This window comes from Sphingorhabdus lacus (genome assembly GCF_009768975.1).
Classification (GTDB): Bacteria; Pseudomonadota; Alphaproteobacteria; order Sphingomonadales; family Sphingomonadaceae; genus Sphingorhabdus_B; species Sphingorhabdus_B lacus.
In genome coordinates, this window is record NZ_CP035733.1 from 1,440,407 (window position 1) to 1,463,137 (window position 22,731).

Below are 22,731 nucleotides of genomic sequence, written 5' to 3' on the forward strand. Positions count from 1 at the left end.
GGAGACGATAGCGTCAATTTTCCAGTTGCCAAGGCATTGGAGGCAGGTTTTTGGACTGCATCCATTGCGGGTTGTAGATCGTCGAAAGATAGCGAAATCCGGTATCACACAGGATCGTCGCTATCCGCGCGCCTTTACCGAGCTGCTTTCCAAGCGCGATAGCGCCCGCAACATTGATACCGGACGACAGCCCCAAGCAAAGACCTTCTTCGGCCAATAAACGCCGGACCCAGACCAAACCTTCTTCATCGGAAATACGGAATTGGGTATCAATGGGCGCGCCGTCCAGATTGGCCGTGATACGTCCTTGGCCAATTCCTTCTGCGACCGAGCTACCTTCGGAATGCAGTTCGCCACATGCAAAGTAATTATAAAGCGCAGCCCCATGGGGATCTGTCAGAGCAATCGTTACATTTTCATTCTTGGCCTTCAGCCCCAATCCAACGCCCGCGATCGTGCCACCGGTACCGGCAGCGCAGGTAAAGCCATCAACGCGCCCCTCCATCTGGGTCCAGATTTCCTCGGCAGTCGTCTCGATATGCGCTTTCCGGTTGGCGATATTATCGAACTGGTTTGCCCATACCGCATTTGGGGTTTCTTCTGCCAAGCGGCGCGATGTGTGCACGAAGTGTCCCGGATTTGAATAAGGCGCGGCGGGAACGAGAACCAATTGCGCGCCTAGGGCGCGTAACGTGTCCTTTTTCTCCTGCGACTGGGTCTCAGGCATAACAATAATCGTCTTATAGCCCAGCGCATTCGCTACCAAGGCAAGGCCAATGCCTGTATTTCCAGCGGTACCCTCTACAATTGTGCCACCCGGTTTCAGCAATCCCTGACGTTCGGCATCCCGGACAATGAACAATGCGGCGCGATCTTTGACCGATGCACCGGGGTTGGCAAACTCACATTTGCCGAAAATATCGCATCCCGCTTCTTCACTAGGTCCGCGCAAGCGAACCAGCGGGGTATTTCCGATAAGATCAAGTGTGTTTGGCAATGTCGTCATGCCGTCGGGTGCTAAAGACGTTCCGTCACATCCGCAAGCCGCAGTGTGCAAGCGGTTGGTCTGGGAAGCATGAGTCATCGCGCATAAATTGCAAATCGTCGGCGGCAACCGCCACTTCGTCGAAAGCGCGATTTAGGTATTGTTATATTATAACATATTGTCTATCTTTACACGTCTCCCTTCAAAAAATGGTAATTATTTCAATGCTTCTAACACGTACGACGCTCTATTCCGCGAGCCTTTGCGCTCTTTCTCTTGCGCTAATGGCACCTGCACATGCGCAGCAAGGCTCTGCAACGACCAGCGATGACGATTTTCATACGGAAAAAGAAATTGTTGTAACGGCGCCTTATGTCGAGCGTTTGGATATCCTCTCCGGTACGTCCGCACTGTCGGGCGAGGACCTTGCCGCAGAAACGCAGGGTCAGATTGGCGACATGCTCACCAATATTCCCGGCGTATCCGCAACAAGCTTTTCTCCCGGGGCGTCACGGCCGGTCTTGCGCGGATTTCAAGGAAATCGCGTCGCGGTATTGACGGATGGTATCGGAAATATCGACGCGTCGAATACCTCAGCCGACCACGCGGTTACCATTGATGCACTGACAACAGAACGTATCGAAGTGCTGCGCGGCCCCGCGGTTTTGCTTTTTGGCGGACAAGCTGTCGGCGGCGCGGTCAATGTCATTGATAAGCGCATTCCCCGCGCAGTGCCATCCGAGCCAATTCATATCGACGCGCTTTTGGGTTACTCGACTGTATCCAAGGAATATTCGGGTGGTGCATCCGTTGACGTACCCCTGTCTGATCGTTTTGTAGCGCATGTTGACGGCAGCTATCGCAAATCGAAAGATTTACGCATCGGCGGCTTTCTTTTGTCCCCCGAATTACGCGCCGAAGCATTGGATGTTGCCGCAGATGAAACCGCACTAGGCAATGTCGCCGAAGCGGCAAATGCCCGTGATTGGGCTGAGTTCCGCGGACGTCTTCCCAATAGCGGCGTGGAAACCTGGACGTTCGGTGCCGGGGGAGCCTTCATTGATGACGGCGGCAGTCTCGGCGTGTCCTTTAATATTTACGACACGGTATATGGCATACCGGAGCGTCCCGAATTCACCGAACCGGTAGGCGGCGAAGTCAGCATTGACCTGCGCCAATATCGGTTTGACCTCCGCGGTGAGGTAGAGTTGGGAGAAGGCTTTCTGGATAAAGCCCGGATCCGTGCCGGCTACGCTGATTATACCCATAAGGAACTTGAAGGTCCCGATGTCGGCACAACTTTCTTCAGCAAGGCAATCGAAGCCCGGTTTGAGCTGACCCAAAATGAGCAGGGTGGATGGCGCGGGGCAAGCGGCCTGCAATTCCAGACCCGCGATTTTGAAGCTATCGGCGACGAAGCATTTTTGCCGCCGACGCGTACGAACCAGCTTGGGTTGTTCACATTGCAGGAATTTTCGATCGGCAATCTGGATACGGAAGTTGCACTTCGTTTTGACCACGCCAATCTGGAAGCCCAGCCTCTCGGTATAACGAGGAAATTCAATAATCTGTCTGCCGCTTTTGGCATCGGATATAATATTGGCGACTTGAAAATTGGGGCGAACATTTCACGCACTGGCCGCGCCCCTTCGGTGGAGGAGCTGTTCTCTGACGGTCCCCATGTTGCTACGCAATCATTCGAGGTCGGTGATCCGACCTTGCGGAGCGAACGCAGCTGGAATGGGGAGCTTTATGCCCGCTACGACAGCACCCGTTTTGATTTTACCACGACGGTCTACACCAATCGTTTTAGCAATTTTATCTATGAAAACGACACCGGCAATATCGTCGATGACCTGCCCGAATTTGTCTATCTGCAACGGAAGGCAAATGTGTGGGGCGTAGAGGCAGAAGCAAGTGCTCAGCTGGGTCACGCCGCAGGCTTTGATGTCGTTGTTGATGGCGTTGCCGACTATACCCGTGCGACAATCAAAGGCGATGGCCCTGCCCCGCGCATTCCGCCGCTGCGTCTTCAAGGCGGGCTCGAGTTGCAAAGTGGCGCACTGGATTTGCGTGGCGAGGTCGAATGGACCGACAGCCAGACGCGAACGGCAAGCTTCGAAAATCCGACCGACGGATTTATGATGGTCAACGCCTCCGTCACATGGCGGCCTTTCGGGCGGGACAAGAACATCAGCTTGATCGCAGCCGCAAACAACATTTTTGATGTGGAAGCCCGACGTGCGGCATCCTTCACCAAGGATTTCGTCGCGCTTGCCGGTCGGGATTTCAAACTGACAGCGCGGTTCAGTTTCTGACAAATCGACGTCGGTTGTAAGCTTTGGTTCAGTTTGACAGGTGCACAAAATGGCATCTGTCAAACTGGAGACCATTTATGCGTAAATTAGCGACGGCAATTTTGATTTCGGCCTCAATTCTACTTTCGGCCTGCAACACGGTGAAAGGCTTGGGCGAAGATATCGAGTCCGTTGGCGAAGCAGGCGACCGCGCGATCTAAGGCGGGGACTGGGCCTGGCCGGAACATTAAACGCTGCCCCGTGTTGATAAGGCAGGTCCTGGTGACTTGTTCACATCAACATAGGAGGCTTATATGCGTAAATTGGCTACTGTAATTTTGCTCTCGGCTTCCCTTCTGGCCGCGGCTTGCAACACCGTAAAAGGCGCAGGCGAGGACATTGAGTCCGTCGGCAAAAAGGGCGAAGAGATTATCAACTAAAAAGCCGGATTTTATTCGGCGACGGTCTCGGATACTTCCGGGGCCGTTTTTGTTTTTCCCCGGTGGGTGAGCCATATGGCGATGATCGCCAGTTCGTACAAAATGCACAATGGTATCGCGAGCAGAAGCTGGGACACCACATCGGGCGGAGTCAGCACGGCGGCAATTGCGAACGCGCCGACAATCGCATAGCGCCGCCCGCCTTTGAGCTGGGCGAGCGTGATAATCCCGGCCTTTTCCAAGAGCATCAACAGCACCGGCAACAGGAACGAAATGCCGAAACCGAAGATGAACTTCATCACAAAGTTCAGATAGTTATCGACGCCGGGCAAAGCCTGCTGCTCCACGCCGCCAACATTACCGCCAAAGCCAAGCAAATAGTTCAATGCAACGGGGATCGCCATATAATAGGCCATCGCCGCGCCGATGGTGAACAAAACGGGCGTTGCCAGCAGGAAAGGGAGGAAAGCCCGCTTTTCCTTTGCGTATAATCCAGGCGCTACAAAGCGCCAAAGCTGCGTCGCGAATACCGGAAACGAGAAGAAAGCGGCGGCAAAAAAGGCCACCTTGATCTCGACGAAAAAGGCCTCGAATATTGCGGTGTAAATCAGCTTGTCTTGCCCCGACGCCAGCAAGGGTTGCACCAGAAATCCGAAGATCGGCCGGGCGAAATATATGGATATGCCGAACGCGATGGCAAGCGCGAGAAAGCTCCACAAAAGACGGCTGCGCAATTCGATCAAATGATCGAGCAATGGCATTTTGCTGTCGTCAATCTCGCTCATGGCTTTGTCGGCGCCTCGGCTGCCGGAGCAGCGCCCATCGGGAGTTCGGGTTGCGCAGGCGGATTATCCTCACCAATAACCTCTGCACGCGGGTCTGCCGGATGTTCGCGCATGATGCGCTCATTCTCGGCCTTCCACTTCTTTTCCAGTTCCTCAAGTTCGGACTGGCGCACCATTTCATCAAAACCGGACCGGAATTGCGCCGCTACGCCCCGCGCCTTACCAACCCATTTGCCAACGACGCGCAAAACCTTGGGCAGGTCCTTGGGTCCAATGACCAGGAGCGCGACGAGGACAACAAGCAGAAATTCGGACGAGGCGACGTCAAACATTCAACACCCCCGGTAACGAGGGCATAAGGAACGTCGCGTACATCTGTCTTAGCCTTGAGTCTTGTCGGTCTGCTTTTCGGCATCGATGACGGTCGTTGCACCAATTTGCGGCGGAGCTTTCGGCGCTTCGTCGTCCTCGCTCATGCCTTTTTTAAAGCTCTTAATGCCCTTGGCCACATCGCCCATCATGTCGGAAAAGCGACCTTTGCCGAACAAAAGCAGCACCAAAATGCCGACAATCAGCCAATGCCAGATGCTCAATCCACCCATTTCATACTCCTAACGGGGCTGTCCCCGGCAAAGGCAACATGTGTTGCCGTTCATTACCTATATAGCATCTAGTCATTGTCTTCGCCAATTTCCAGTTCGCCGTCGCTTTCTTCGCCGAATTGCATATCGCCTAACGCCATATCGATCGGGTCAAGCAATCCCGCAGCCTTCAAATCGTCAATACCGGGCAAATCTTTTCGGGATGTTAATCCGAAATGCGTTAGAAAACCGGGCGTGGTGGCGTATATTAACGGCCTGCCCGGCACTTCGCGGCGGCCTGCGGGCCGAACCCAGCCCGCTTCCATCAGGACGTCCAACGTACCCTTGGAAATCTGGACGCCGCGAATTGCTTCAATCTCTGCGCGGCTGACGGGCTCGTGATAAGCGATGATCGCCAATGTTTCGACGGCCGCGCGGCTCAGCTTGCGGGTCTCCTCACGCTCACGGCGCAGCAAATGGGCAAGATCGGCAGCGGTCTGGAAATGCCAACTACTGCCTCGCCGGACCAGCTCAATCCCCCGGCCCTCATAATGCTCGGCCAACCGCGACAAGGCTGAGGACACGTCAACTTCGTCTCCGACATAGGCGCGGATCTGGTCCGTCGTCATGGGCTGCTCGGCCGCAAATAATGTCGCTTCGACCGCCCGAAGTTCGGGATCATGTTCGATCATCATGCTTTCATCCTGACCATCAGGGGGGCGAATGTGCTTTCCTGCTGCAAATCGATCCTGCCGCGCTTCGCCAATTCCAATGCGGCAACAAAGCTGGACGCCAAGGCCGATTTTCGCATTGCCGGCTCTGTAAAATCAGGCAGGAAGGATTCAATAGTCGTCCAGTCAACAGCCCGGCCGATCATGGCAGAAACCCGTTCCAGAGCCTCTTCCAAAGTCATGACCGCGCGCTTTTTGACGACATGCAAAACGGGCTGTGTGCGGGCCTTTATCTGGCCATAGGCCGTGATCAGTTCGAAATAATCACAATCCCATGCGCGGGCCTTTACAACGCGCAGTCCTTCCGGAGCGCCGCGCAGAAACACGTCGCGCCCGATGCGGTCCCGCGCCATCAGCCGGGCACCGCTTTCGCGCATGGCATTCAGCCGTTCCAGCCGAAGCTGCAGACGAAGCGCCAGTTCCTCCGGCGACGGGTCAATGGTCGGATCCTTCGGCAGCAGCAGAGCTGATTTGAGATAGGCCAGCCACGCCGCCATGACGAGATAGTCAGCGGCCAGTTCCAGTTTCAGCGTGCGTGCCTGCTCAATGAACAGCAAATATTGCTCGACCAGTGCGAGAATGGAGATCGCCCGCAAATCGACCTTCTGGTTTCGGGCCAACGTCAACAAAAGGTCGAGCGGCCCTTCCCAACCGTCAATGTCGATCGTCAACACGTCAGCCGAAAAATCATCCTCTTCGCGAAGGACTAAATCCTCATCAAAAAGATTATCTTCGCTCATGCTGCGCCCGTTGCACCATGCGTTAGCTTGGCTTCGGTATCGGCCAATGCGAGCAACTGGCTCCGTTTGTGGAGGAGATGTGCGAGACGGTCGGCATCAAAATCCAGAGAAGCTCCGGTCATCGCCTTATCGAGCCGTGCACGCGCCGCCCCGGTAATCTCGGGCAATTTTTCGGCGATCGCGACCATTTCGTCAAATCGTCCCCAGCAGTTGAGCGCAAGGTCCAACCCTGCCGCAACGCATTGTGCCGCCCGGGTGGGGACATCACCTGTGAGTGCGTTCATGTCGAGATCATCGCTCATCATCAAACCGTCAAATCCGATCTTTCCGCGAATGATGTGCTCAATAACAAAGGGCGACATGGTCGCTGTATGCTCGGAATCCCAGACATCGTAGACGACATGCCCCGTCATGCCCATCGGCGCCTTGTTCAAAACGCGGAATGGCTCGAGGTCCTGCTCAAGTTCTTCTTCGCTGGCATGGACATGCGGGAGGTCGTGATGGGTATCGACCACCGACCTGCCCTGCCCCGGCATATGTTTCACAACGCCGATAACGCCGCCCGCTGCAAGGCCGTCCAATATCGCCTTTCCTAAAGCCGCAACGCGCATCGGGTCGCTACCCAGCGCCCGATCGCCAATGGCGGAATGGGTATCGGGCACACGGACATCCAGCACCGGCAGGCAATCAACGTTGATGCCGACTTCTGCCAGTGTCAGCGCAATTGCCTCCGCATTGCTTTTGGCGGCTTCAATCGCGGTGATCGGCGCGACGTCGTAAAGGGCATCGAACGCACCACCAGCCTGAAAGTCCGGCCACACGGGCGGGCGCATCCGGGCGACACGTCCACCTTCCTGGTCAATCAGAACCGGAACCTTATCGTGACCATGCAGAGCGCGAAGACTATCGGTCAAAGCGCGAACTTGCTGGCGATCCTCGATATTGCGCTTGAACAGGATATACCCCGCCGGTTCAACATCGCGGAACAGGCGCTTTTCATCGTCGGTGAGAGTCAGGCTGGAAAGGCCAAAAATCACGGGCTTCATGCGCAGGAACGCTAAGGCCCATATGCCCAAGGCGCAAGCTGCGAACGATTTCGATCATCCGCAAAACTGTGCATAACCGGATGCTGTTCGCAAAATAAAAGCCGCAGCGGAATTCTCCGCTGCGGCCTCTCCCCCTCCAGAGAAGATTATCGGGTTAGCGAACGATCAGGCAGTTCTCGCCAGCAGCCTTCAATTTGGCGCAAAGCTGCTGCGCAGCAGCGGCATTGGCTGTTACGGCCTGCAAACGGAATACCTTGCGGCCACCTTCAACGCTGGCTTCGGCGATGCGGCGGTTTGTGCCCGACAGGAAGCCGAAACGTTTGCCAAATGCCGCCCATGCGGCCTCTGCCTTGGCAGAATCGCCAAATGCACCCAATTGGACCATCACAGCACCGGCGGGCGCTGCGGCATTAGGTGCAGGCTTTGCTGCAACAGGAGCCGGCGGAGCAAACTTGGCATCGGCAGGCTTAGCAGCCGGAGCGATTGTGGCGCCTGTTTTCGTGCCTTCGCTTGCTGCAAAAGCCGAGTCCCCTTCGCCTTCGAATGTCTTGCCACCGGCAACGTCGGGCTTGACCTTATAGTCGCCTTCTTGCGCGGCGATCAGCTCGCCATTTCCGGTATTTCCGCCACTCTGCTTTTGCTGGGCCCAATAAATGCCGCCTACAATTGCAGCCAACAATATCAAACCACCCAGCACCATGCCGGCAACTTTCAGGGGTGAAGCACCTTCTTCATAGTCATAACCGTCCGCAGTTTCCAACCACGGCAAACGGTCGGGATCTTCCAATCCTAGTGCTTCATCATTACGATTGTCGTTGGTCTCATCGCTCATGCCAAATCCCCAAAATCCACTATCGCTACATGCTATTTGCGGCCTCAACCCCCATCAGACGAAGCCCATTGCGTATAACTTGCCCGATATTGGCCGCCATGAAAAGCCTTGCGCCCGTTAATGCCGGATTATGTGCCAATATGAAGCGTTTATCCGGCTGGTCATTGCCCAAATTCCAATAGGCATGGAAAGCCGCCGCAAGATCGCTGAGGTAGAATGCGATACGATGTGGCTCGCTTGCCTTACCCGCAGCTTCCACAATCCGGGGGAAGTTGGCCGCTTCACGGATCAGGGCAATTTCCGCATCGCCCAACAGACTAAGCTGCGTTGCGTCCAGCCCTAGACCCTCTGCCTCTGCCTTGCGCAATGTCGATTGGATCCGGGCGTGGGCATATTGCACGTAGAATACGGGATTGTCTTTTGATGCCTCGACCACCTTGGCAAAATCAAAATCCATTTGTGCGTCGGATTTGCGCGTAAGCATGGTGAACCGGACCACATCCTTGCCGACTTCTTCGACCATTTCCGACAGGGTAATAAAGCTGCCCGAACGCTTGGACATTTTGATAGGTTCGCCGCCGCGCAGCAACCGCACCATTTGCACCAGCTTTATGTCAAACTGGACTTTTCCGCCGGTCAGCGCATTGACTGCAGCCTTGATGCGCTTGACCGTTCCGGCATGGTCGGCACCCCAGATGTCGACCATCGCATCGACATTCTGGCTCTTTTGATAATGGTAGGCGAGGTCGGCACCGAAATAGGTCCAACTGCCATTGGATTTCTTGATGGGCCGATCCTGATCATCGCCGAACTGTGTCGACCGGAAAAGCGGAAGCGTTACGGGTTCCCAATCCTCGATCTCCTTGCCCTTGGGTTTTTCCAGTTCGCCGTCATAAATCAACCCGCGCGCGCGCAACTCGGCCTCGGCTGCTTCGGCTTTGCCAGCCTCATGCAGTTCGGCTTCGGACGAAAACAGATCATGATGTATACCGAGCAAAGCCAGGTCGGTCTTGATCATCTCCATCATGTCGGCAACGGCAGCTTTACGGAACAGAACAAGCCATTCGCCTTCCGGGGCGGCCACATATCTGTCGCCATATAATTCGGCGAGCCGCTTACCCACGGGGATCAGATAGTCCCCGGGATACAAACCCTCCGGGATTTCGATGCTTTCACCCAGCGCTTCGCGATAACGCAAATGCGCGGAACGGGCGAGCGTATCAACCTGTCCACCGGCATCATTGATATAATATTCGCGGATAACCTTATAACCCGAAAATTCGAGCAGTGACGCCAAGGCGTCACCGACCACTGCACCGCGGCAATGGCCCATATGCATGGGACCGGTCGGATTGGCCGAGACATATTCAATGTTGACGACTTTACCCGCACCCGCAGTCGAACGACCATAGTCGTCCGCCGATTGGCCGATGGCACGCAGTTCGTCCAACCATGCCGAAGCATTTAGCCGCAAGTTCAGAAAACCCGGGCCAGCAATTTCGACGGCGGTAACATTGTCGATCTTGCCGAGTTCGATAGATAACGCCTCGGCAAGCGCCCGTGGGTTGGTTCCCGCCGGTTTGGCCAACACCATCGCGGCATTGGTCGACAGATCACCATGCGACGCTTCGCGCGGCGGTTCTACAGTCACATTGCTGCGATCAATATCTGCGGGCAATGTTCCAGCCGCAACCAAAGCGTCGAGCGCATGGTCCACATGCGCGGCGAATTTTTCAAAAAGGGTCATAAGCTGTGCCTTTGACGGAGCGCCAATTAGCGCGTGACGTTATAGCGCAGTTGCTCTTCGGTCAGTTGGAAACCAATCAGCATTTCAAAGCTGGACCGAACCACAGCGGCCCGAACCTCGGGATCAGCCATAGGATCGAGCGCGGCATCGGGATCGCCTGGCTTGCGCTTTTTTGTGATTTTCTGGACGATTTCGGCAGGCAAACGTGCCGAGTTGCCATCGACATAGCTTGCCGCCTGCGCGGTTGCACTTGCCTTGGACTGCCCGTCGGCAAATTGCAGCGTAACCTGCCCAACGCGCTTGGCAACAACAGCGCTGCCGCCCTGCACCACAGTCGTAAAATAGGGAAGAGTTACCGTTTTCGCGCCTTGGACGTCATTTCGTCGGGCCTGAACCTCGAAACTGGCCTGCGAGTAGATTTTCTCGCCGCCGCTGTTGCAGGTAGGACGGACGTTCGTAATCGACGCAACGACGTCGATTGCATTCGCATCCTGGCTTCCCGCTGTGTTGAAAAGTGTGATGTCGCCCGTGCCATCGGGGATAGCAACCGTGGGACAGCCTGTTCGCGTCACACTGATTCCCACGCCGGAGGACAGATCCAACTCCCCATCCTTTGCGCATCCGGCAAGTGATGCCACGATTGTGCCCGCAAGAAGGACTTTGGCGACAAATTTCATACAGGGTTATCCTCAGGATTCTTATTTGGTTTCGCCTAAGCGCGTTTCTGAAAGGTCCTTATCCGTCCATAGCGGGACACGCAACAGGGGAAAGGTCTTGGCGGAAGCCGAGACTTTACCTAAAGGACATTGCCCATGACTGAACAAAATCCCCCCAAGCGCCCGTTGAAGCTCCTCCTTGCCGCTCCACGCGGTTTTTGTGCGGGTGTCGACCGCGCTATCAAAATTGTCGAGCTCGCGCTGGAACAGCATGGCGCACCTGTCTACGTCCGGCATGAAATTGTGCACAATCGATTTGTCGTCGACAGCCTTAAAGCCAAGGGCGCTGTGTTCGTAGACGAACTTGATCAGGTCCCTGATGGTGGACATGTTGTTTTTTCCGCGCATGGCGTGCCGAAATCGGTTCCGGCAAATGCAGAAGAGCGTGGGCTTGCCTATCTGGACGCGACATGCCCGCTGGTGTCCAAAGTCCACCGCCAGGCCGAACGTCAGGTCGAGGCCGGACGCCACATCATCTTTATAGGCCACGCCGGTCATCCTGAGGTGATCGGCACTTTCGGCCAGGTTCCTGCCGGCTCCATGTCGCTCGTCGAAACCGTCCAAGATGTCGCAAATTTGGTGCCCGCCAACGAAGACAATCTCTCTTTTCTGACGCAAACGACATTGTCTGTCGATGATACGGCCGAAATCGTCGAGGCGTTGCAGCGCCGTTTTCCATCGATTGTGGGGCCTAAGGGCGAAGATATCTGCTACGCGACGTCCAACCGGCAAAATGCGGTCAAGGCGATTGCGGGTGAATGCGATCTCGTCATCGTCATTGGCGCGCCGAACAGTTCCAACTCTGTGCGCCTTGTCGAAGTCGCCGAACGGGCGGGATCGAAAGCACATCTTGTTCAACGCGCTGACGATATCAGCATGAACTGGTTTGATGGCGTTCAGACTTTGGGTTTGACCGCAGGTGCATCGGCGCCCGAATTACTGGTCCGCGAAATAATCGACTCTCTCGCCAACCACTTCGATCTCGACGAACAGCAGGTTACGACAGCCGAAGAAAGCATCATCTTCAAACTGCCGCGCGAAGTGGCCGGCGCGGTGGCCTGAATTGGCCGTTTACACGCAATTAGGGCCCGAACAGGTTTCGACGTTTCTCGCGCAATATGACGCCGGCGAGCTCATCGCGCTAAAGGGAATTGCCGAGGGCGTCGAGAACAGCAATTATTTCGTCGAAACAACGAAAAGCCGCTTCATTCTGACGCTATATGAAAGCCGCGTAGATCCGGCCGACCTCCCCTTCTTCTATGCTTTACTGAAGCATCTTCACGAAGCGGGCTGCAAGGTGCCGCGCTTCATACCCGACCGAAATGGCGAATGGCTACAGAACCTTGCCGGACGCCCAGCGTGCCTCATAGAATTTTTGCAGGGTGTATCGGTGACCCAGCCAACCCCCGCGCAAGCAAAAGCTACCGGCGTGGCACTTGGACAAATGCATAGCGCGCTTGCCGATTTCGACCAAAAGCGCCCCAATAGCCTCGGACTATTATCATGGCGTCCTTTGGCCGAACAATGCACAGCGCGCGGCCTGGAAGACATAAATGAGGGCTTGGCCAAAAGAGTTGAGGCCGAATGCGATTTTCTGGAGGAACGCTGGCCCAAAAATCTGCCGCAACGCGCAATCCACGCCGATCTTTTCCCCGACAATGTCCTCATGCTGGGGGACCGGGTCACCGGCTTGATCGATTTCTATTTCGCCTGCACCGACGCATTGGGATATGATCTCGCGGTAACCCACAGCGCGTGGTGTTTCACCAATGACGGAACCCGTTTTCAGAGTGATCTGAGTGCCAATCTCCTTCGCGGATATGATTCGGTGCACGGGTTTGATGCCCCAACGCGGGACGCTCTGCCGCTCTTCTTTCGCGGCGCCTGCCTGCGCTTTTTACTAACCCGCTGTTACGATTGGATAAACACTCCTGCGAATGCGCTGGTTACCAGAAAGGACCCGCTCGCATTTTTGCGGAGACTGGATTTTTACAGCGATGATGCCAATATTTCTGAACTGATGGGGCAGTTGGGAAACGGTATTGAAGCAGGTTGAAATATTTACCGACGGCGCGTGCAAAGGAAATCCCGGGCCAGGCGGCTGGGGTGCCGTAATCCGCTATGGCAAGCACGAGAAAGAAATATCGGGTGGCGATCCGGACACGACCAACAACCGGATGGAAATGTGGGCAGCCATTCAGGCGCTCACAATTCTGATCGAACCGTGCAACGTCAAGCTGCACACCGACAGCAAATATGTCCTCGACGGGATCACAAAGTGGGTTCACGGATGGCAGCGAAATGGCTGGAAAAATGCGTCAAAGCAGCCAGTTCGAAATGCCGATTTATGGCATGACCTGATCGAAGCCGTCGCGCGGCATAAAGTCGAATGGATTTGGGTCAAGGGCCATGATGGCCACCCTGAAAATGAACGCGCAGACCGGCTGGCAAGCGATGCCGCCGAGGCAGCCCGCGCGTCCTGACCCTTTGTCGTTCGCCCCAAAAGTCTTCCGAAAGTTGTCCGATTGAGCCGTCGTGCCGTGAAACGCTAGGATTAGCGTTATTTTAACAGTTAACGCGATAAAGCCAAACATATGGGGCAAATTGCAACTCTTCAATTAGTGCAAATGGGCTTCCGCTTACAGTAGGTTCTTTTGGAGAGTGCCATGTCCGTTTGGCCTAGTGTCCTGACGCCGTCCCCGACGCCATTAAGGAAAATTGTCAAATCGTCCTCAATCCGTAGGAAGCGTGCAATAAAAAGCATCAAGTCTGCTGATGGAATGATCGAATGCGAGTCGGACCACGAAGCTGATTTTGCGATACTTGCCGAACTTGATCCAAACGTTACCGAAATTTTCAGCCAGCCTTTCTCATGGAGTCACCACTTTGATGGACAGCGCAAAAAACATTGGCCTGATTTTGGACTAGTAATCAACGGGTCCGCTGAGATCCATGAGGTAAAAGAATTAGCGAAGATCCATGAGGATGTGGAATGGAATACACGATGCGGTTGGGCTGATTGGTGTTGGCAACTCGGTGTTCCCTACTCATTGACTTTGGACGCACATCTAGAAGGACCAGTGCAAAGCCGTTGTATTTCGGATTTGTGGTTTCAGTACAATCGCACCGTAGATGCGTTCTTAACACTTCGAATTCAGTCATTGCTCGAAGCATGCCCGCTTAAAATTGGCACTATCATTGAGGCGTTGTCGCCCCCGAAACCTCATTTTGACGAGTTGCTGGCACTAGCTGCGCAAGGCAAAATATACATTGACGCCAGCAATGACTTCTCGCTCGCGACTTTAGTGAGATTTCCTGATCCGACAAACCCACCGCCTCGGCTCATTCCATTTTTCTCGCCGATTCTGGAAGCGCGACCATGAAGATAGATATAACCGGCGGCTGGAGGCTAATATATAATGGCGTAAGTTTCCGTTTCCGGGAACGAAGAAACGACCACCTCGATTGGGTCAGCGATCAGACACGCGATCTTTTAACATTCACCGATTTGGAACTGCATGAGCACACCAGTAACGGAACCGTAATTCTGCAAGAACCCGGCTATTCGTATGACAGTCAAACCCACCTGGAAATTGTAGGCGACCCGGATAGAAAAGACGGAAGCCATAAAGGTAAAAGTCTAAAGCTGCGCGCAGATACCGCCAACGGTATGACTGGCAAGGACCGCCTGGCCTACGTGAAGGCAGCCGTTGCTCAAGGTCTTCATATTTCAAGAAGCTTAGACGGGCTGCGTCAAGTCGCAATCGAAGTTGCTAACGAGAGAGGTGATAAGGTCGTGCCTGCACCAAAATCGGTCGGCAATTGGATGCTTAAATCCGGTCCTTCACCAAATGCGCGAAGGCTAAGCGCACTTCACGAACAGAAAGGAAATCGCGAAAGGCGTTATGGCCCGGAGATTTTGGAAATCATTGATAACGTGATCAAAGAGAAATTTTTGGTACTCGAACCAATCCCCAAAAGTGGCATTAGAACATTCGTACTGCACGAAATTAGGCGTAGAAATGCATCACGTACATCGGACTTTTTACCCGAGGTGGGAGAAAAGGTCATCCGTAACCAGTTAGCGCTTCTAACTAAATTTGAGATTCTGGCGGCCCAAAAGGGCCCAACAATTGCGTTTTCTAAAGAAGGCCATGCAGTTGAGATGCCAGAGCCAACGCGCCCTCTCGAAAGAGTTGAAATTGATCACACGGTTTTTGACATAATCGTAGTCGACCCGGTCAATTATTTACCCATTGGGCGACCAACCCTTGCAATGGCAATTGATCGCTGCACGCGTATGCCTTTCGGAATTCATTTGTCATTCGATCCACCGAGCCTTCAGACCGTAATGGAGTGCTTAAAGAACGGGTTACTCGCGAAAAGCTACTTAGAACAGAAAAAGGCAGATACAGAAAATCCTTGGAATATCGATAATGACTGGCCAGTAGGTGGCATCCCACATTCGCTCGTCGTCGACTTAGCACGCGAAAATGTTTCGACAGACTTACGTGATTTTGCTTTTCGTGTAGGCATAAACGAAGTGCATTTTATGCCCGGTCGATCACCCTGGTACAAAGGGGCCATCGAGAGGTTCATTGGTACCACAAACCGACAAGTGGCGCATACTTCGCCTGGAACCACATTCAGCAACACTTTAGAAAAAGCTGAGTATAACGCTGTTGGCCGTGCAGTTGTCACGCTTGACGAGTTGTATGAGGCCCTGCACAAATGGCTTGTTGATATTTATCAATATAACCCACATCGGGGAATAGGCAGAACACCGCGCGCTCTATGGAATGACCTTACCCAAAAACACCGAATTAGAATTGTCACTGACAGGCGAGAGATAGATTCGGTAATTGGGCGATCAGAGCGGTCTTCGATGCGCCGAACCGGCATTAAGCTGCTGCACCTGACCTATCAAAGCGCTGAATATGGCAACTTTCGCGATTCTCCCGAATGCAAAAAATTGCGGGGTTCGGACGGAAAAGTTAAATTTCTGTACGATCCAGCAGACCTTAAAGAAGTTCGGATCGTTAAAAAAAATGGAGATATCTTAACGGTACCAATATCCCGAAAATGGGAACAATACGCAAAAAACGTCTCAATATGGCAGCACAAATGCATCATTAAATATCTGAATGCAGAGAATAGAGCGGCTCTGGAAGCCCACGATCTTATCAAAGCAAAAGTTGAATTATATGACATTATGCGGAAATTCAGGCCCAAAAGTTCAAAACGTCGGGGGCAATCAAACAATGCAAAATCCGAACGGTTCGTAGGCACAGGTCGACGGGCTTACTCCGGTGATTTTAAAGACATACATACAAATTTCACGCCAAGCGATCCTGTTTTCGCAGTCGTAGAACCGGATCAATGTCAACCTACGCCTTCACGACAAACCGTTAAGAAAAAGCAAGCAGGGAGGAATATCGTAGTTTTGCCAAGCAAATCTAAAGATTTATCTCCTAAATCCGTATCGCAAGAACGTGACCCATATGCAACGATCGGACCGAAGAATGGCTAAACATAGCACTATCAATTGGGATACGTTTCCGAAAGATAAGCGGCTTGAGAGGGTTGCTGATATTTTCGTGGATCGGACTTCAACTCAGAATATCGAGAAGCGGTTGGCCAAAATTCGATCAGATCGACTTATTGCCGCCGAACCGACATGCATGATCATTACCGGCGAAACCGGTGTCGGTAAGACGACATTCCTAAAGCGATATAGAGATATGCATGGCGCTGAATATCGCGACGAAAACAATAACATCGTTCGACCGGTGTTTTATTTGTCGCTGCAAGCACGCTCGACTCCCCTTACTACCGCACAGCAAATGGTTAGCCAGTTAGTTTCTCCTACAGTTGCAAAAGGGGGACTAAAAAATCTCACAGATTTGGTGAAGCACCATTTACTGGCTCAGCGGGTGGAACTGGTCATCTGTGACGAATTTCAACATATCGTAAAGTCGGGTGGTTCGATCAGCACATATCAAGCTGCTGAATGGGTGAAGGAGGTAGTGAAAGATACTCGTGTTCCATTCGTAATGGCTGGCATGCCTGGCCACGACGGGGTTGCTGCCATCATCGACAATAACGATCAATTGAAGAGCCTCACGCCATTCCGAACAGCCATTACGCCGTTTGAATACGACTCTGTTGTACTTCGAGACGACTTTCGGCAATTTCTTGCAGAAGTTGATAACAAGCTTCCTTTTAACAGTTTTAGCTATCTCGGACAGCCCAGTCAGCGCACTGATCAAGACGTGATGATTAGTGGCATTTCGGACGGAATATATAGCATTACCCATGGATATTTGCGACCGCTAAACCTGTTACTGCGCGAAGCTGCGGAGATAGCTATCGACAACGACCATTCAAGAATTGAAGTCACTGACTTGCGCGATGCAGTCGAAGAACTCGCTCTACTGTCTGACTGGTGCCAAGCGCCGAATCCCTTTAAACTAATGTCAAACATATATGATGAGAGCGATGAAGACGTCGCATCTGCCGCATGAATCTGCAAAATGAATGTTGAATGCATATTACCGCTGACGACAGCTCCACATCCAGATGAGAACATAAACGGTTATTTAAGACGTCTTTGTGCTTTAAACGGCGTGCAAAATCTTGCCCTATTCCGCAAAGCACTAGGCGTCAGCAAGTTATCATCGACAACTTCAGATGTGCAATCGTGGACAAAACTTGCTGAAGCAGCGCTTCAGCCACTTTCTTTGCTGGCTGCGATGCAATGGCAAAAACGTGACGCAGGTGCCCTTCTAGGTTTACTAAATTTTCGCGGCTTCGCGGTCCAAAAAAAGTATCTGAGAACAAGTCGGCTAAGAGTTTGCCCTCAATGCATTCGCATCAGCGAGATAATACGGGACACGTGGTCGTTATTTCATGTCACAGCCTGCACCATTCACGCTACGGAACTGGTCGACTCATGCGATCAATGCTTTGTTGCTCCGGGCGAAGCTACTCCGCTAAAATATTCGTCCGCTACTCGCGCTTGGAACTGCCATTGCGGCCGTCATCTTGGCGAGATCGTAACGAGACCAGCGCGTCCGGAGGCGCTGCTAGTTTCCACGGCGATAGAACAATCGTTAAAGCCCGACATCTCCGAAGGCAGTCCCTACCCTGCGTTAAACGAAGAGATTGCTTGCTTACCGCCTAACGACCTGCTGACCTTCGTGGACATCATTGGGACTGCTGCAACCAGCAATTCGGATGAGGATATCCCCATCAATAGCAGGACAGCTTGCTATCAAAACGGCGTCATTGACCGCTCGGCCGATCTGCACACCTATAAACGGCGGGTACATGCCGCAGGCGAGATCATGACTAATTGGCCAGATAGTTATCAGAAGCTTCTCTCAGAAATTGCTTTTCGCAATCCCGCTCCACTACCGCAGCAGATAGATCGCCGAGCATTTGCAACAAAGATCGGAGCAATGGTACTGTTTCCACGCAAGTCGGTTAGCGGCGTACCGCTTAAAATACTCCAAAAACAGGTTGACGAATACTGTGCGTCAAAGCTGAACATCATTCGGCGCAAGAGAAATCTCGCGACACAAAACCCGTGTGCCTTACGGGTTCAACGCATAGCTAACATGTCCGCACTTGCTAGACAATTGGATCTCAATTCAACTGGCAGCGTATTTCAAAAGGCCTATCGGAGATCAATTGAAGAATTGTCCTCATCCGAGCAAGGCGTTGAAACCGATCAACTGGCCGCTGCCTTGCGGGCGTCAGTTGTTAAACAGCTTGAGCAATGTATGGATACTATTTCAAGCACTGCAGCGGCTGTTATGCTGGAAGGAGGCGCCCTAAATCGCCAACTTTGCGGGTGGGATGACCCTGCCCTCCTTCAACCTATATCAGCATCAATGAATTATTTTAAAAAGCGCAAAGTTTCTTACAGGCTTTCAGATGTGCTATCTATCCGCGACCGGTTCATCGCGCTGGCTATACGTTCCGACGCTATCGCCAGCCTATGCGAAATTCCGCGAGCAGCACGGATGTTTCTTACTGAAAAGTATAACAAAACCGACCTCCTCGTCGACCTGCTAAAGAACAGGATTGCGTTGTACAAAGTTGGCCAGCCTGAGCATGTTTTTGATCTTTTCGTAGATGCGAAAGAAATGGAAACATACCTCACGCGCCGAGATCTAGCGCTTGTATTACAAAATGGAAAATTTCTTAAACTGAGTGATCTAAATCGCTTGTCGTTAAAGTTGATAGGCAATTTGCAACCTTTCACGCCAGCCGACATGAAACGACTTAGATGTGCCGGCACTCTCCGGTTTCAAAAATCCGAGGTGTACGATGGTCAGAGATATCATTCTTCCTATGTTTATTCCGCCGGAGATTTTATAGAACACGTTCTGAAGCCTAATTTCGGCGAACAATCAGTTGCGCCAATAATAGGTCAGTTTGAAATTCAGGGATAAAACCTGAACGTCGCGATCCCATTTAGCTTCTATGGATAAGCAGTTCAACGGCTTCTCCACTCGTACCCTGAAAAACACGACCTTATCCTGCCGAAGCCATCCGACTCAGCGATTTTCAGACATTTGAGCTTTATGTGTTGATTACCGCTGAGAGTTGACCCGGGAGGGATATAAATTTCCGTCGAGAACTGACCCATGTTTGAACCACCTCTGGACGCAGGTTTGGAGGCAACATGGAGTGATCTACATGGCATTATTGAGTGTAATCCGGCGCTGGCATTTTCGTGAAGGGATGGCGATCCGCGAGATTGAACGGCGTACAGGCTTGTCTCGGAACACGATCCGCAAGTATTTGCGTGAGCACACGGTCGAGCCGAAGTTCAGGGTTCCTGACCGACCCAGCAAGCTGGACCCGTTTGCCGAGAAGCTGACCGGTTGGCTGCGGATAGACGCGACCAAGTCCCGCAAGCAGAAGCGGTCTGCCAAGCAGATGCATGCGGACCTGGTGTCCCTTGGCTTTGACGGTGGTTATGGCCGTGTCGCAGCGTTCGTGCGGGCATGGAAGACGGACAGGCAACGGGACGCCCAGGCCAGCGGACGCGGTACATTCGTGCCGCTGGTGTTTGCGCCAGGAGAGGCGTTCCAGTTCGACTGGAGCGAGGACTGGGCGATCATTGCGGGCAAGCAGACCAAGCTGCAGGTTGCGCATACCAAGTTGTCACACAGCCGGGCCTTCACCGTTCGGGCATACATGCTCCAGACCCACGAGATGCTGTTCGATGCGCTGACCCAAGCCTTCCGTGTACTGGGTGGTGTGCCCCAGCGCGGGATCTTCGATAACATGAAGACCGCAGTTGATCGGATCGGTTCGGGCAAAGCGCGGCAGATAAATGCGCGCTTCGCGGCGATGGCTAGTCATTACCTGTTCGAGCCGGAGTTTTGTAACCCTGCATCGGGTTGGGAGAAGGGGCAGGTTGAGAAGAACGTGCAGGATGCGCGCCGCCGCTTGTGGCAGCCGATGCCCAGCTTCCCCGATCTCGAGACGCTCAATGCATGGCTTGAGGTGCAGTGCATAATGCAATGGAGCCATATCCAGCACGGCAGCTTGTTCGGCACTGTTGCCGATGCCCATGCCGAAGAGGTTACCAGTCTGATGCCGCTAGGCCGTCCCTTTGACGGCTTTGTCGAGCACACCAAGCGGGTATCTCCCACCTGCCTGGTGACGTTCGAACGCAACCGCTACTCTGTGCCGGCATCCTTTGCCAACCGGCCTGTGTCCTTGCGGATTTACCCGGACCGGATCGTCATTGCCGCCGAGGGACGGGTCTTGTGCGAGCATGGCCGGATCATTGCGCGATCGCATCATCTGCCGGGGCGGATCGTCTATGACTGGCGGCACTATCTGGCAGTAATCCAGCGCAAGCCCGGTGCACTACGCAACGGCGCGCCGTTCATCGAGATGCCCGATGCGTTCCGCCAGTTGCAAGGCCATCTTCTCAAGCGTGTCGGTGGTGACCGTGAGATGGTCGAGATATTATCGCTGGTCCTCCAACATGACGAACAGGCGGTGTTGTGCGCCGTCGAGCTCGCGCTGAAGGGAGGCGTGCCGACCAAGACTCACGTTCTCAACATCCTGCACCGGCTGACCGACGGCAAGGCGCCGCCGGTTGCACCGATCGACGCGCCGCAGGCCCTGCGTCTTACACAGGAGCCGCGTGCCGATGTCGGCCGCTACGATAACCTGCGGGAGCTGCGCGCATGAGCGGTCTTGGGCGTCATGATCCAGCAAGCGCTGCCGTCGAGGTCATGTTACGCGGCCTCAAGATGTATGGCATGGCTCAGGCAGTCGGGGAGCTGATCGAACAGGGAGCGCCCGCGTTCAAGGCCGCCGTGCCGATCCTCTCCCAGCTGCTCAAGGCAGAGATGTCCGAACGCGAGGTCCGGTCTATCGCTTACCAGATCAAGGCGGCCCGGTTCCCGGCTTACAAGGATCTGGCGGGGTTCGACTTTGCATCCAGCGAGGTAAATGAGGCATTGGTACGCCAACTCCATCGCGGCGAGTTTATCGATGGCGCGCATAATGTCGTGGCCTTGGGCGGCCCCGGCACGGGTAAAACGCACATCGCAACAGCTCTGGGCGTCCAGGCGGTCGAGCATCACCGCAAAAAAGTGCGGTTCTTCTCCACGGTCGATCTGGTCAACGCGCTTGAGCAGGAAAAAGCCATGAACAAGGCAGGCCAGCTTGCCGAACGCCTGCTGCGTCTCGACCTCGTCATCCTCGACGAGTTGGGCTACTTACCGTTCAGCCCGTCCGGCGGGGCGCTGCTGTTCCACCTGCTGAGCAAACTCTACGAACGCACCAGCGTCGTCATCACTACTAACCTCAGCTTCTCCGAATGGGCCGACGTGTTCGGCGACGCAAAAATGACCACCGCCCTCCTGGACCGGCTCACGCACCATTGCCACATCCTCGAGACCGGCAACGACAGCTTCCGGTTCCGTGCGAGCTCTGCCACCCCCAAAACACGAAAGGAAAAATTACCCGCTTGACCCAAGCCCCGCATCGCGGGACATAACAACTACCCGGGTCACTTCTCGATGAAAATCCCGGGTCAACTCTCAGCGGTAATCAACACCTTGCCCGCTTTCAGATAGACGACCGAGAAGCTGCGCGTCGCCGGATCGCCGCGCAGCACCGCCTCGTCGTGCCCGGTCGAAAGCCCGGCGGTCTGGAGCTTGAGGTCATATTGGTTCGACCAGAACCAGGGGATCGCATGATAGGGCACCTCGTCGCCGCAGATGCCCTTGGCGACGACATTCGCCGGATCATTGGCATTCTGCACCGATTCGAGCCGGATCTCGGCGCCTTCGGCAAAGTCGTTCGCATGCGCCGCGCAGTCGCCGATCGCATAGATGTCTGGCAGGCTCGTCTTGCAGAGGCGATCGACGCGCACGCCGTTGGCGCAGTCCGCACCGCCGCCGCCTCGAGACCGATATAGCCGCCGCCGATCACGACGATCTGCCCCGCGGTCTCCGACGCAGCTTTCATCGCATCTGCGTCGGCGCGGGTGCGCACCCCCTGCACGCCGGGCAAATCGCTGCCGGGAATCGGCAGCATGCGCGGATGTCCGCCGGTTGCCCATACGAGCTTGCCATAACCGATGGTCTCGCCGCTATCGGTAGTGACCGTGAGCGCCGCCGGATCGAGCGACACAACGCGTTTGCCAAGGCGCATTGTCACAGCGCGCGCGTCCCAAAATTTGGCGGGACGAAGCAGTATCCGCTCGAATGGCTTGTCGCCTGCGAAATATTCCTTCGACATGGGTGGACGCTCATAGGGCAGTTCGGGCTCTTCCCCGATGATCGCGATGC

General features: G+C 54.1%; 23 protein-coding genes and 1 pseudogene. 12 read left to right on the top strand and 12 right to left on the bottom strand.

The window, feature by feature from the left end; genetic code table 11:
* Nucleotides 1-13: 13 nt before the first annotated feature.
* A complete protein-coding gene (locus tag EUU25_RS06730; RefSeq protein WP_158903189.1) occupies nt 14-1,006 on the bottom strand; it encodes a cysteine synthase A in 993 nt (330 codons plus the stop codon).
* Nucleotides 1,007-1,269: 263 nt separating this feature from the next.
* Between EUU25_RS06730 and EUU25_RS06735 the strand changes: the two genes are divergently transcribed.
* The 3 genes from EUU25_RS06735 to EUU25_RS06745 all read left to right on the top strand — a co-directional run bounded on the left by EUU25_RS06735 (nt 1,270) and on the right by EUU25_RS06745 (nt 3,722).
* Entirely contained in the window at nt 1,270-3,303 is a 2,034-nt protein-coding gene (locus EUU25_RS06735; protein WP_246162948.1) for a TonB-dependent receptor, read from the top strand.
* A gap of 77 nt (nt 3,304-3,380) precedes the next feature.
* Complete coding sequence (locus tag EUU25_RS06740; RefSeq protein ID WP_143775107.1) at nt 3,381-3,503, top strand: entericidin A/B family lipoprotein; 123 nt, start codon at nt 3,381-3,383, stop codon at nt 3,501-3,503.
* A 93-nt stretch (nt 3,504-3,596) separates the two neighbouring features.
* Nucleotides 3,597-3,722, top strand: coding sequence for an entericidin A/B family lipoprotein (locus EUU25_RS06745; RefSeq protein WP_158899478.1), 126 nt, complete (start codon nt 3,597-3,599; stop codon nt 3,720-3,722).
* Nucleotides 3,723-3,733: 11 nt separating this feature from the next.
* On the opposite strand, the gene tatC is transcribed toward EUU25_RS06745, so the two are convergent.
* The 9 genes from tatC to EUU25_RS06790 form a co-directional block, all read right to left on the bottom strand.
* Entirely contained in the window at nt 3,734-4,507 is a 774-nt protein-coding gene (gene tatC / locus EUU25_RS06750; RefSeq protein WP_158899480.1) for a twin-arginine translocase subunit TatC, read from the bottom strand.
* Nucleotides 4,504-4,839 carry a Sec-independent protein translocase protein TatB gene (gene tatB, locus EUU25_RS06755; RefSeq protein WP_158899482.1) on the bottom strand — a complete coding sequence of 112 codons (336 nt, stop codon included), beginning with the start codon at nt 4,837-4,839 and terminating at the stop codon, nt 4,504-4,506. The genes tatC and tatB overlap by 4 nt, the downstream gene beginning before the upstream one ends.
* A 48-nt stretch (nt 4,840-4,887) precedes the next feature.
* Nucleotides 4,888-5,109: a twin-arginine translocase TatA/TatE family subunit gene (locus EUU25_RS06760; RefSeq protein ID WP_158899484.1), complete on the bottom strand. Its 222-nt coding sequence runs from the start codon at nt 5,107-5,109 to the stop codon at nt 4,888-4,890.
* A 68-nt stretch (nt 5,110-5,177) separates the two neighbouring features.
* The gene (gene scpB / locus EUU25_RS06765) at nt 5,178-5,783 is read right to left on the bottom strand and encodes an SMC-Scp complex subunit ScpB (RefSeq protein ID WP_158899486.1); all 606 of its coding nucleotides are present in this window, start codon (nt 5,781-5,783) and stop codon (nt 5,178-5,180) included.
* Nucleotides 5,780-6,559, bottom strand: a complete 780-nt coding sequence (locus tag EUU25_RS06770; protein ID WP_158899488.1) for a segregation and condensation protein A — start codon at nt 6,557-6,559, stop codon at nt 5,780-5,782. The genes scpB and EUU25_RS06770 overlap by 4 nt, the downstream gene beginning before the upstream one ends.
* Nucleotides 6,556-7,605: a glycoside hydrolase family 3 N-terminal domain-containing protein gene (locus tag EUU25_RS06775; protein ID WP_158899490.1), complete on the bottom strand. Its 1,050-nt coding sequence runs from the start codon at nt 7,603-7,605 to the stop codon at nt 6,556-6,558. Before EUU25_RS06775 ends, EUU25_RS06770 begins: the two co-directional genes overlap by 4 nt.
* A gap of 154 nt (nt 7,606-7,759) precedes the next feature.
* A complete protein-coding gene (locus EUU25_RS06780) occupies nt 7,760-8,437 on the bottom strand; it encodes an SPOR domain-containing protein (protein WP_158899491.1) in 678 nt (225 codons plus the stop codon).
* Between the two features lie 25 nt (nt 8,438-8,462).
* The gene (gene argS, locus EUU25_RS06785) at nt 8,463-10,184 is read right to left on the bottom strand and encodes an arginine--tRNA ligase (protein WP_158899493.1); all 1,722 of its coding nucleotides are present in this window, start codon (nt 10,182-10,184) and stop codon (nt 8,463-8,465) included.
* A gap of 26 nt (nt 10,185-10,210) precedes the next feature.
* Nucleotides 10,211-10,861, bottom strand: a complete 651-nt coding sequence (locus tag EUU25_RS06790) for a hypothetical protein (protein ID WP_158899495.1) — start codon at nt 10,859-10,861, stop codon at nt 10,211-10,213.
* A gap of 135 nt (nt 10,862-10,996) precedes the next feature.
* Here EUU25_RS06790 and ispH point away from each other — a divergent pair, with 135 nt between their 5' ends.
* The 9 genes from ispH to istB all read left to right on the top strand — a co-directional run bounded on the left by ispH (nt 10,997) and on the right by istB (nt 21,909).
* Entirely contained in the window at nt 10,997-11,962 is a 966-nt protein-coding gene (ispH, locus tag EUU25_RS06795) for a 4-hydroxy-3-methylbut-2-enyl diphosphate reductase (RefSeq protein ID WP_158899497.1), read from the top strand.
* 1 nt (nt 11,963) lies between these two features.
* On the top strand, nt 11,964-12,956 hold the full coding sequence (gene thrB, locus EUU25_RS06800; protein WP_158899499.1) for a homoserine kinase: 993 nt from the start codon (nt 11,964-11,966) through the stop codon (nt 12,954-12,956).
* Nucleotides 12,943-13,383: a ribonuclease HI gene (rnhA, locus tag EUU25_RS06805; protein WP_158899501.1), complete on the top strand. Its 441-nt coding sequence runs from the start codon at nt 12,943-12,945 to the stop codon at nt 13,381-13,383. Before thrB ends, rnhA begins: the two co-directional genes overlap by 14 nt.
* Before the next feature lie 183 nt (nt 13,384-13,566).
* Nucleotides 13,567-14,283 (top strand): hypothetical protein, encoded by a 717-nt coding sequence (locus EUU25_RS06810; protein ID WP_158899503.1) that lies wholly within the window; start codon nt 13,567-13,569, stop codon nt 14,281-14,283.
* Nucleotides 14,280-16,430, top strand: a complete 2,151-nt coding sequence (locus EUU25_RS06815) for a DDE-type integrase/transposase/recombinase (RefSeq protein ID WP_158899505.1) — start codon at nt 14,280-14,282, stop codon at nt 16,428-16,430. Before EUU25_RS06810 ends, EUU25_RS06815 begins: the two co-directional genes overlap by 4 nt.
* Nucleotides 16,423-17,424 carry a TniB family NTP-binding protein gene (locus tag EUU25_RS06820; protein ID WP_158899507.1) on the top strand — a complete coding sequence of 334 codons (1,002 nt, stop codon included), beginning with the start codon at nt 16,423-16,425 and terminating at the stop codon, nt 17,422-17,424. The genes EUU25_RS06815 and EUU25_RS06820 overlap by 8 nt, the downstream gene beginning before the upstream one ends.
* Before the next feature lie 9 nt (nt 17,425-17,433).
* The gene (locus EUU25_RS06825) at nt 17,434-19,359 is read left to right on the top strand and encodes a TniQ family protein (protein WP_158899509.1); all 1,926 of its coding nucleotides are present in this window, start codon (nt 17,434-17,436) and stop codon (nt 19,357-19,359) included.
* Between the two features lie 247 nt (nt 19,360-19,606).
* Nucleotides 19,607-21,121, top strand: coding sequence for an IS21 family transposase (gene istA, locus EUU25_RS06830; protein ID WP_158899511.1), 1,515 nt, complete (start codon nt 19,607-19,609; stop codon nt 21,119-21,121).
* Nucleotides 21,118-21,909 (top strand): IS21-like element helper ATPase IstB, encoded by a 792-nt coding sequence (gene istB / locus EUU25_RS06835; RefSeq protein ID WP_158899513.1) that lies wholly within the window; start codon nt 21,118-21,120, stop codon nt 21,907-21,909. Before istA ends, istB begins: the two co-directional genes overlap by 4 nt.
* A 62-nt stretch (nt 21,910-21,971) precedes the next feature.
* Here the strand turns inward: istB and EUU25_RS16695 are convergent, their stop codons facing one another.
* The gene (locus EUU25_RS16695) at nt 21,972-22,313 is read right to left on the bottom strand and encodes an oxidoreductase C-terminal domain-containing protein (RefSeq protein WP_425505211.1); all 342 of its coding nucleotides are present in this window, start codon (nt 22,311-22,313) and stop codon (nt 21,972-21,974) included.
* A pseudogene (locus EUU25_RS16700) lies at nt 22,313-22,729 on the bottom strand (FAD-dependent oxidoreductase); the annotation flags it as partial. The pseudogene EUU25_RS16700 and the gene EUU25_RS16695, both read right to left, overlap by 1 nt.
* Nucleotides 22,730-22,731 lie beyond the last annotated feature (2 nt).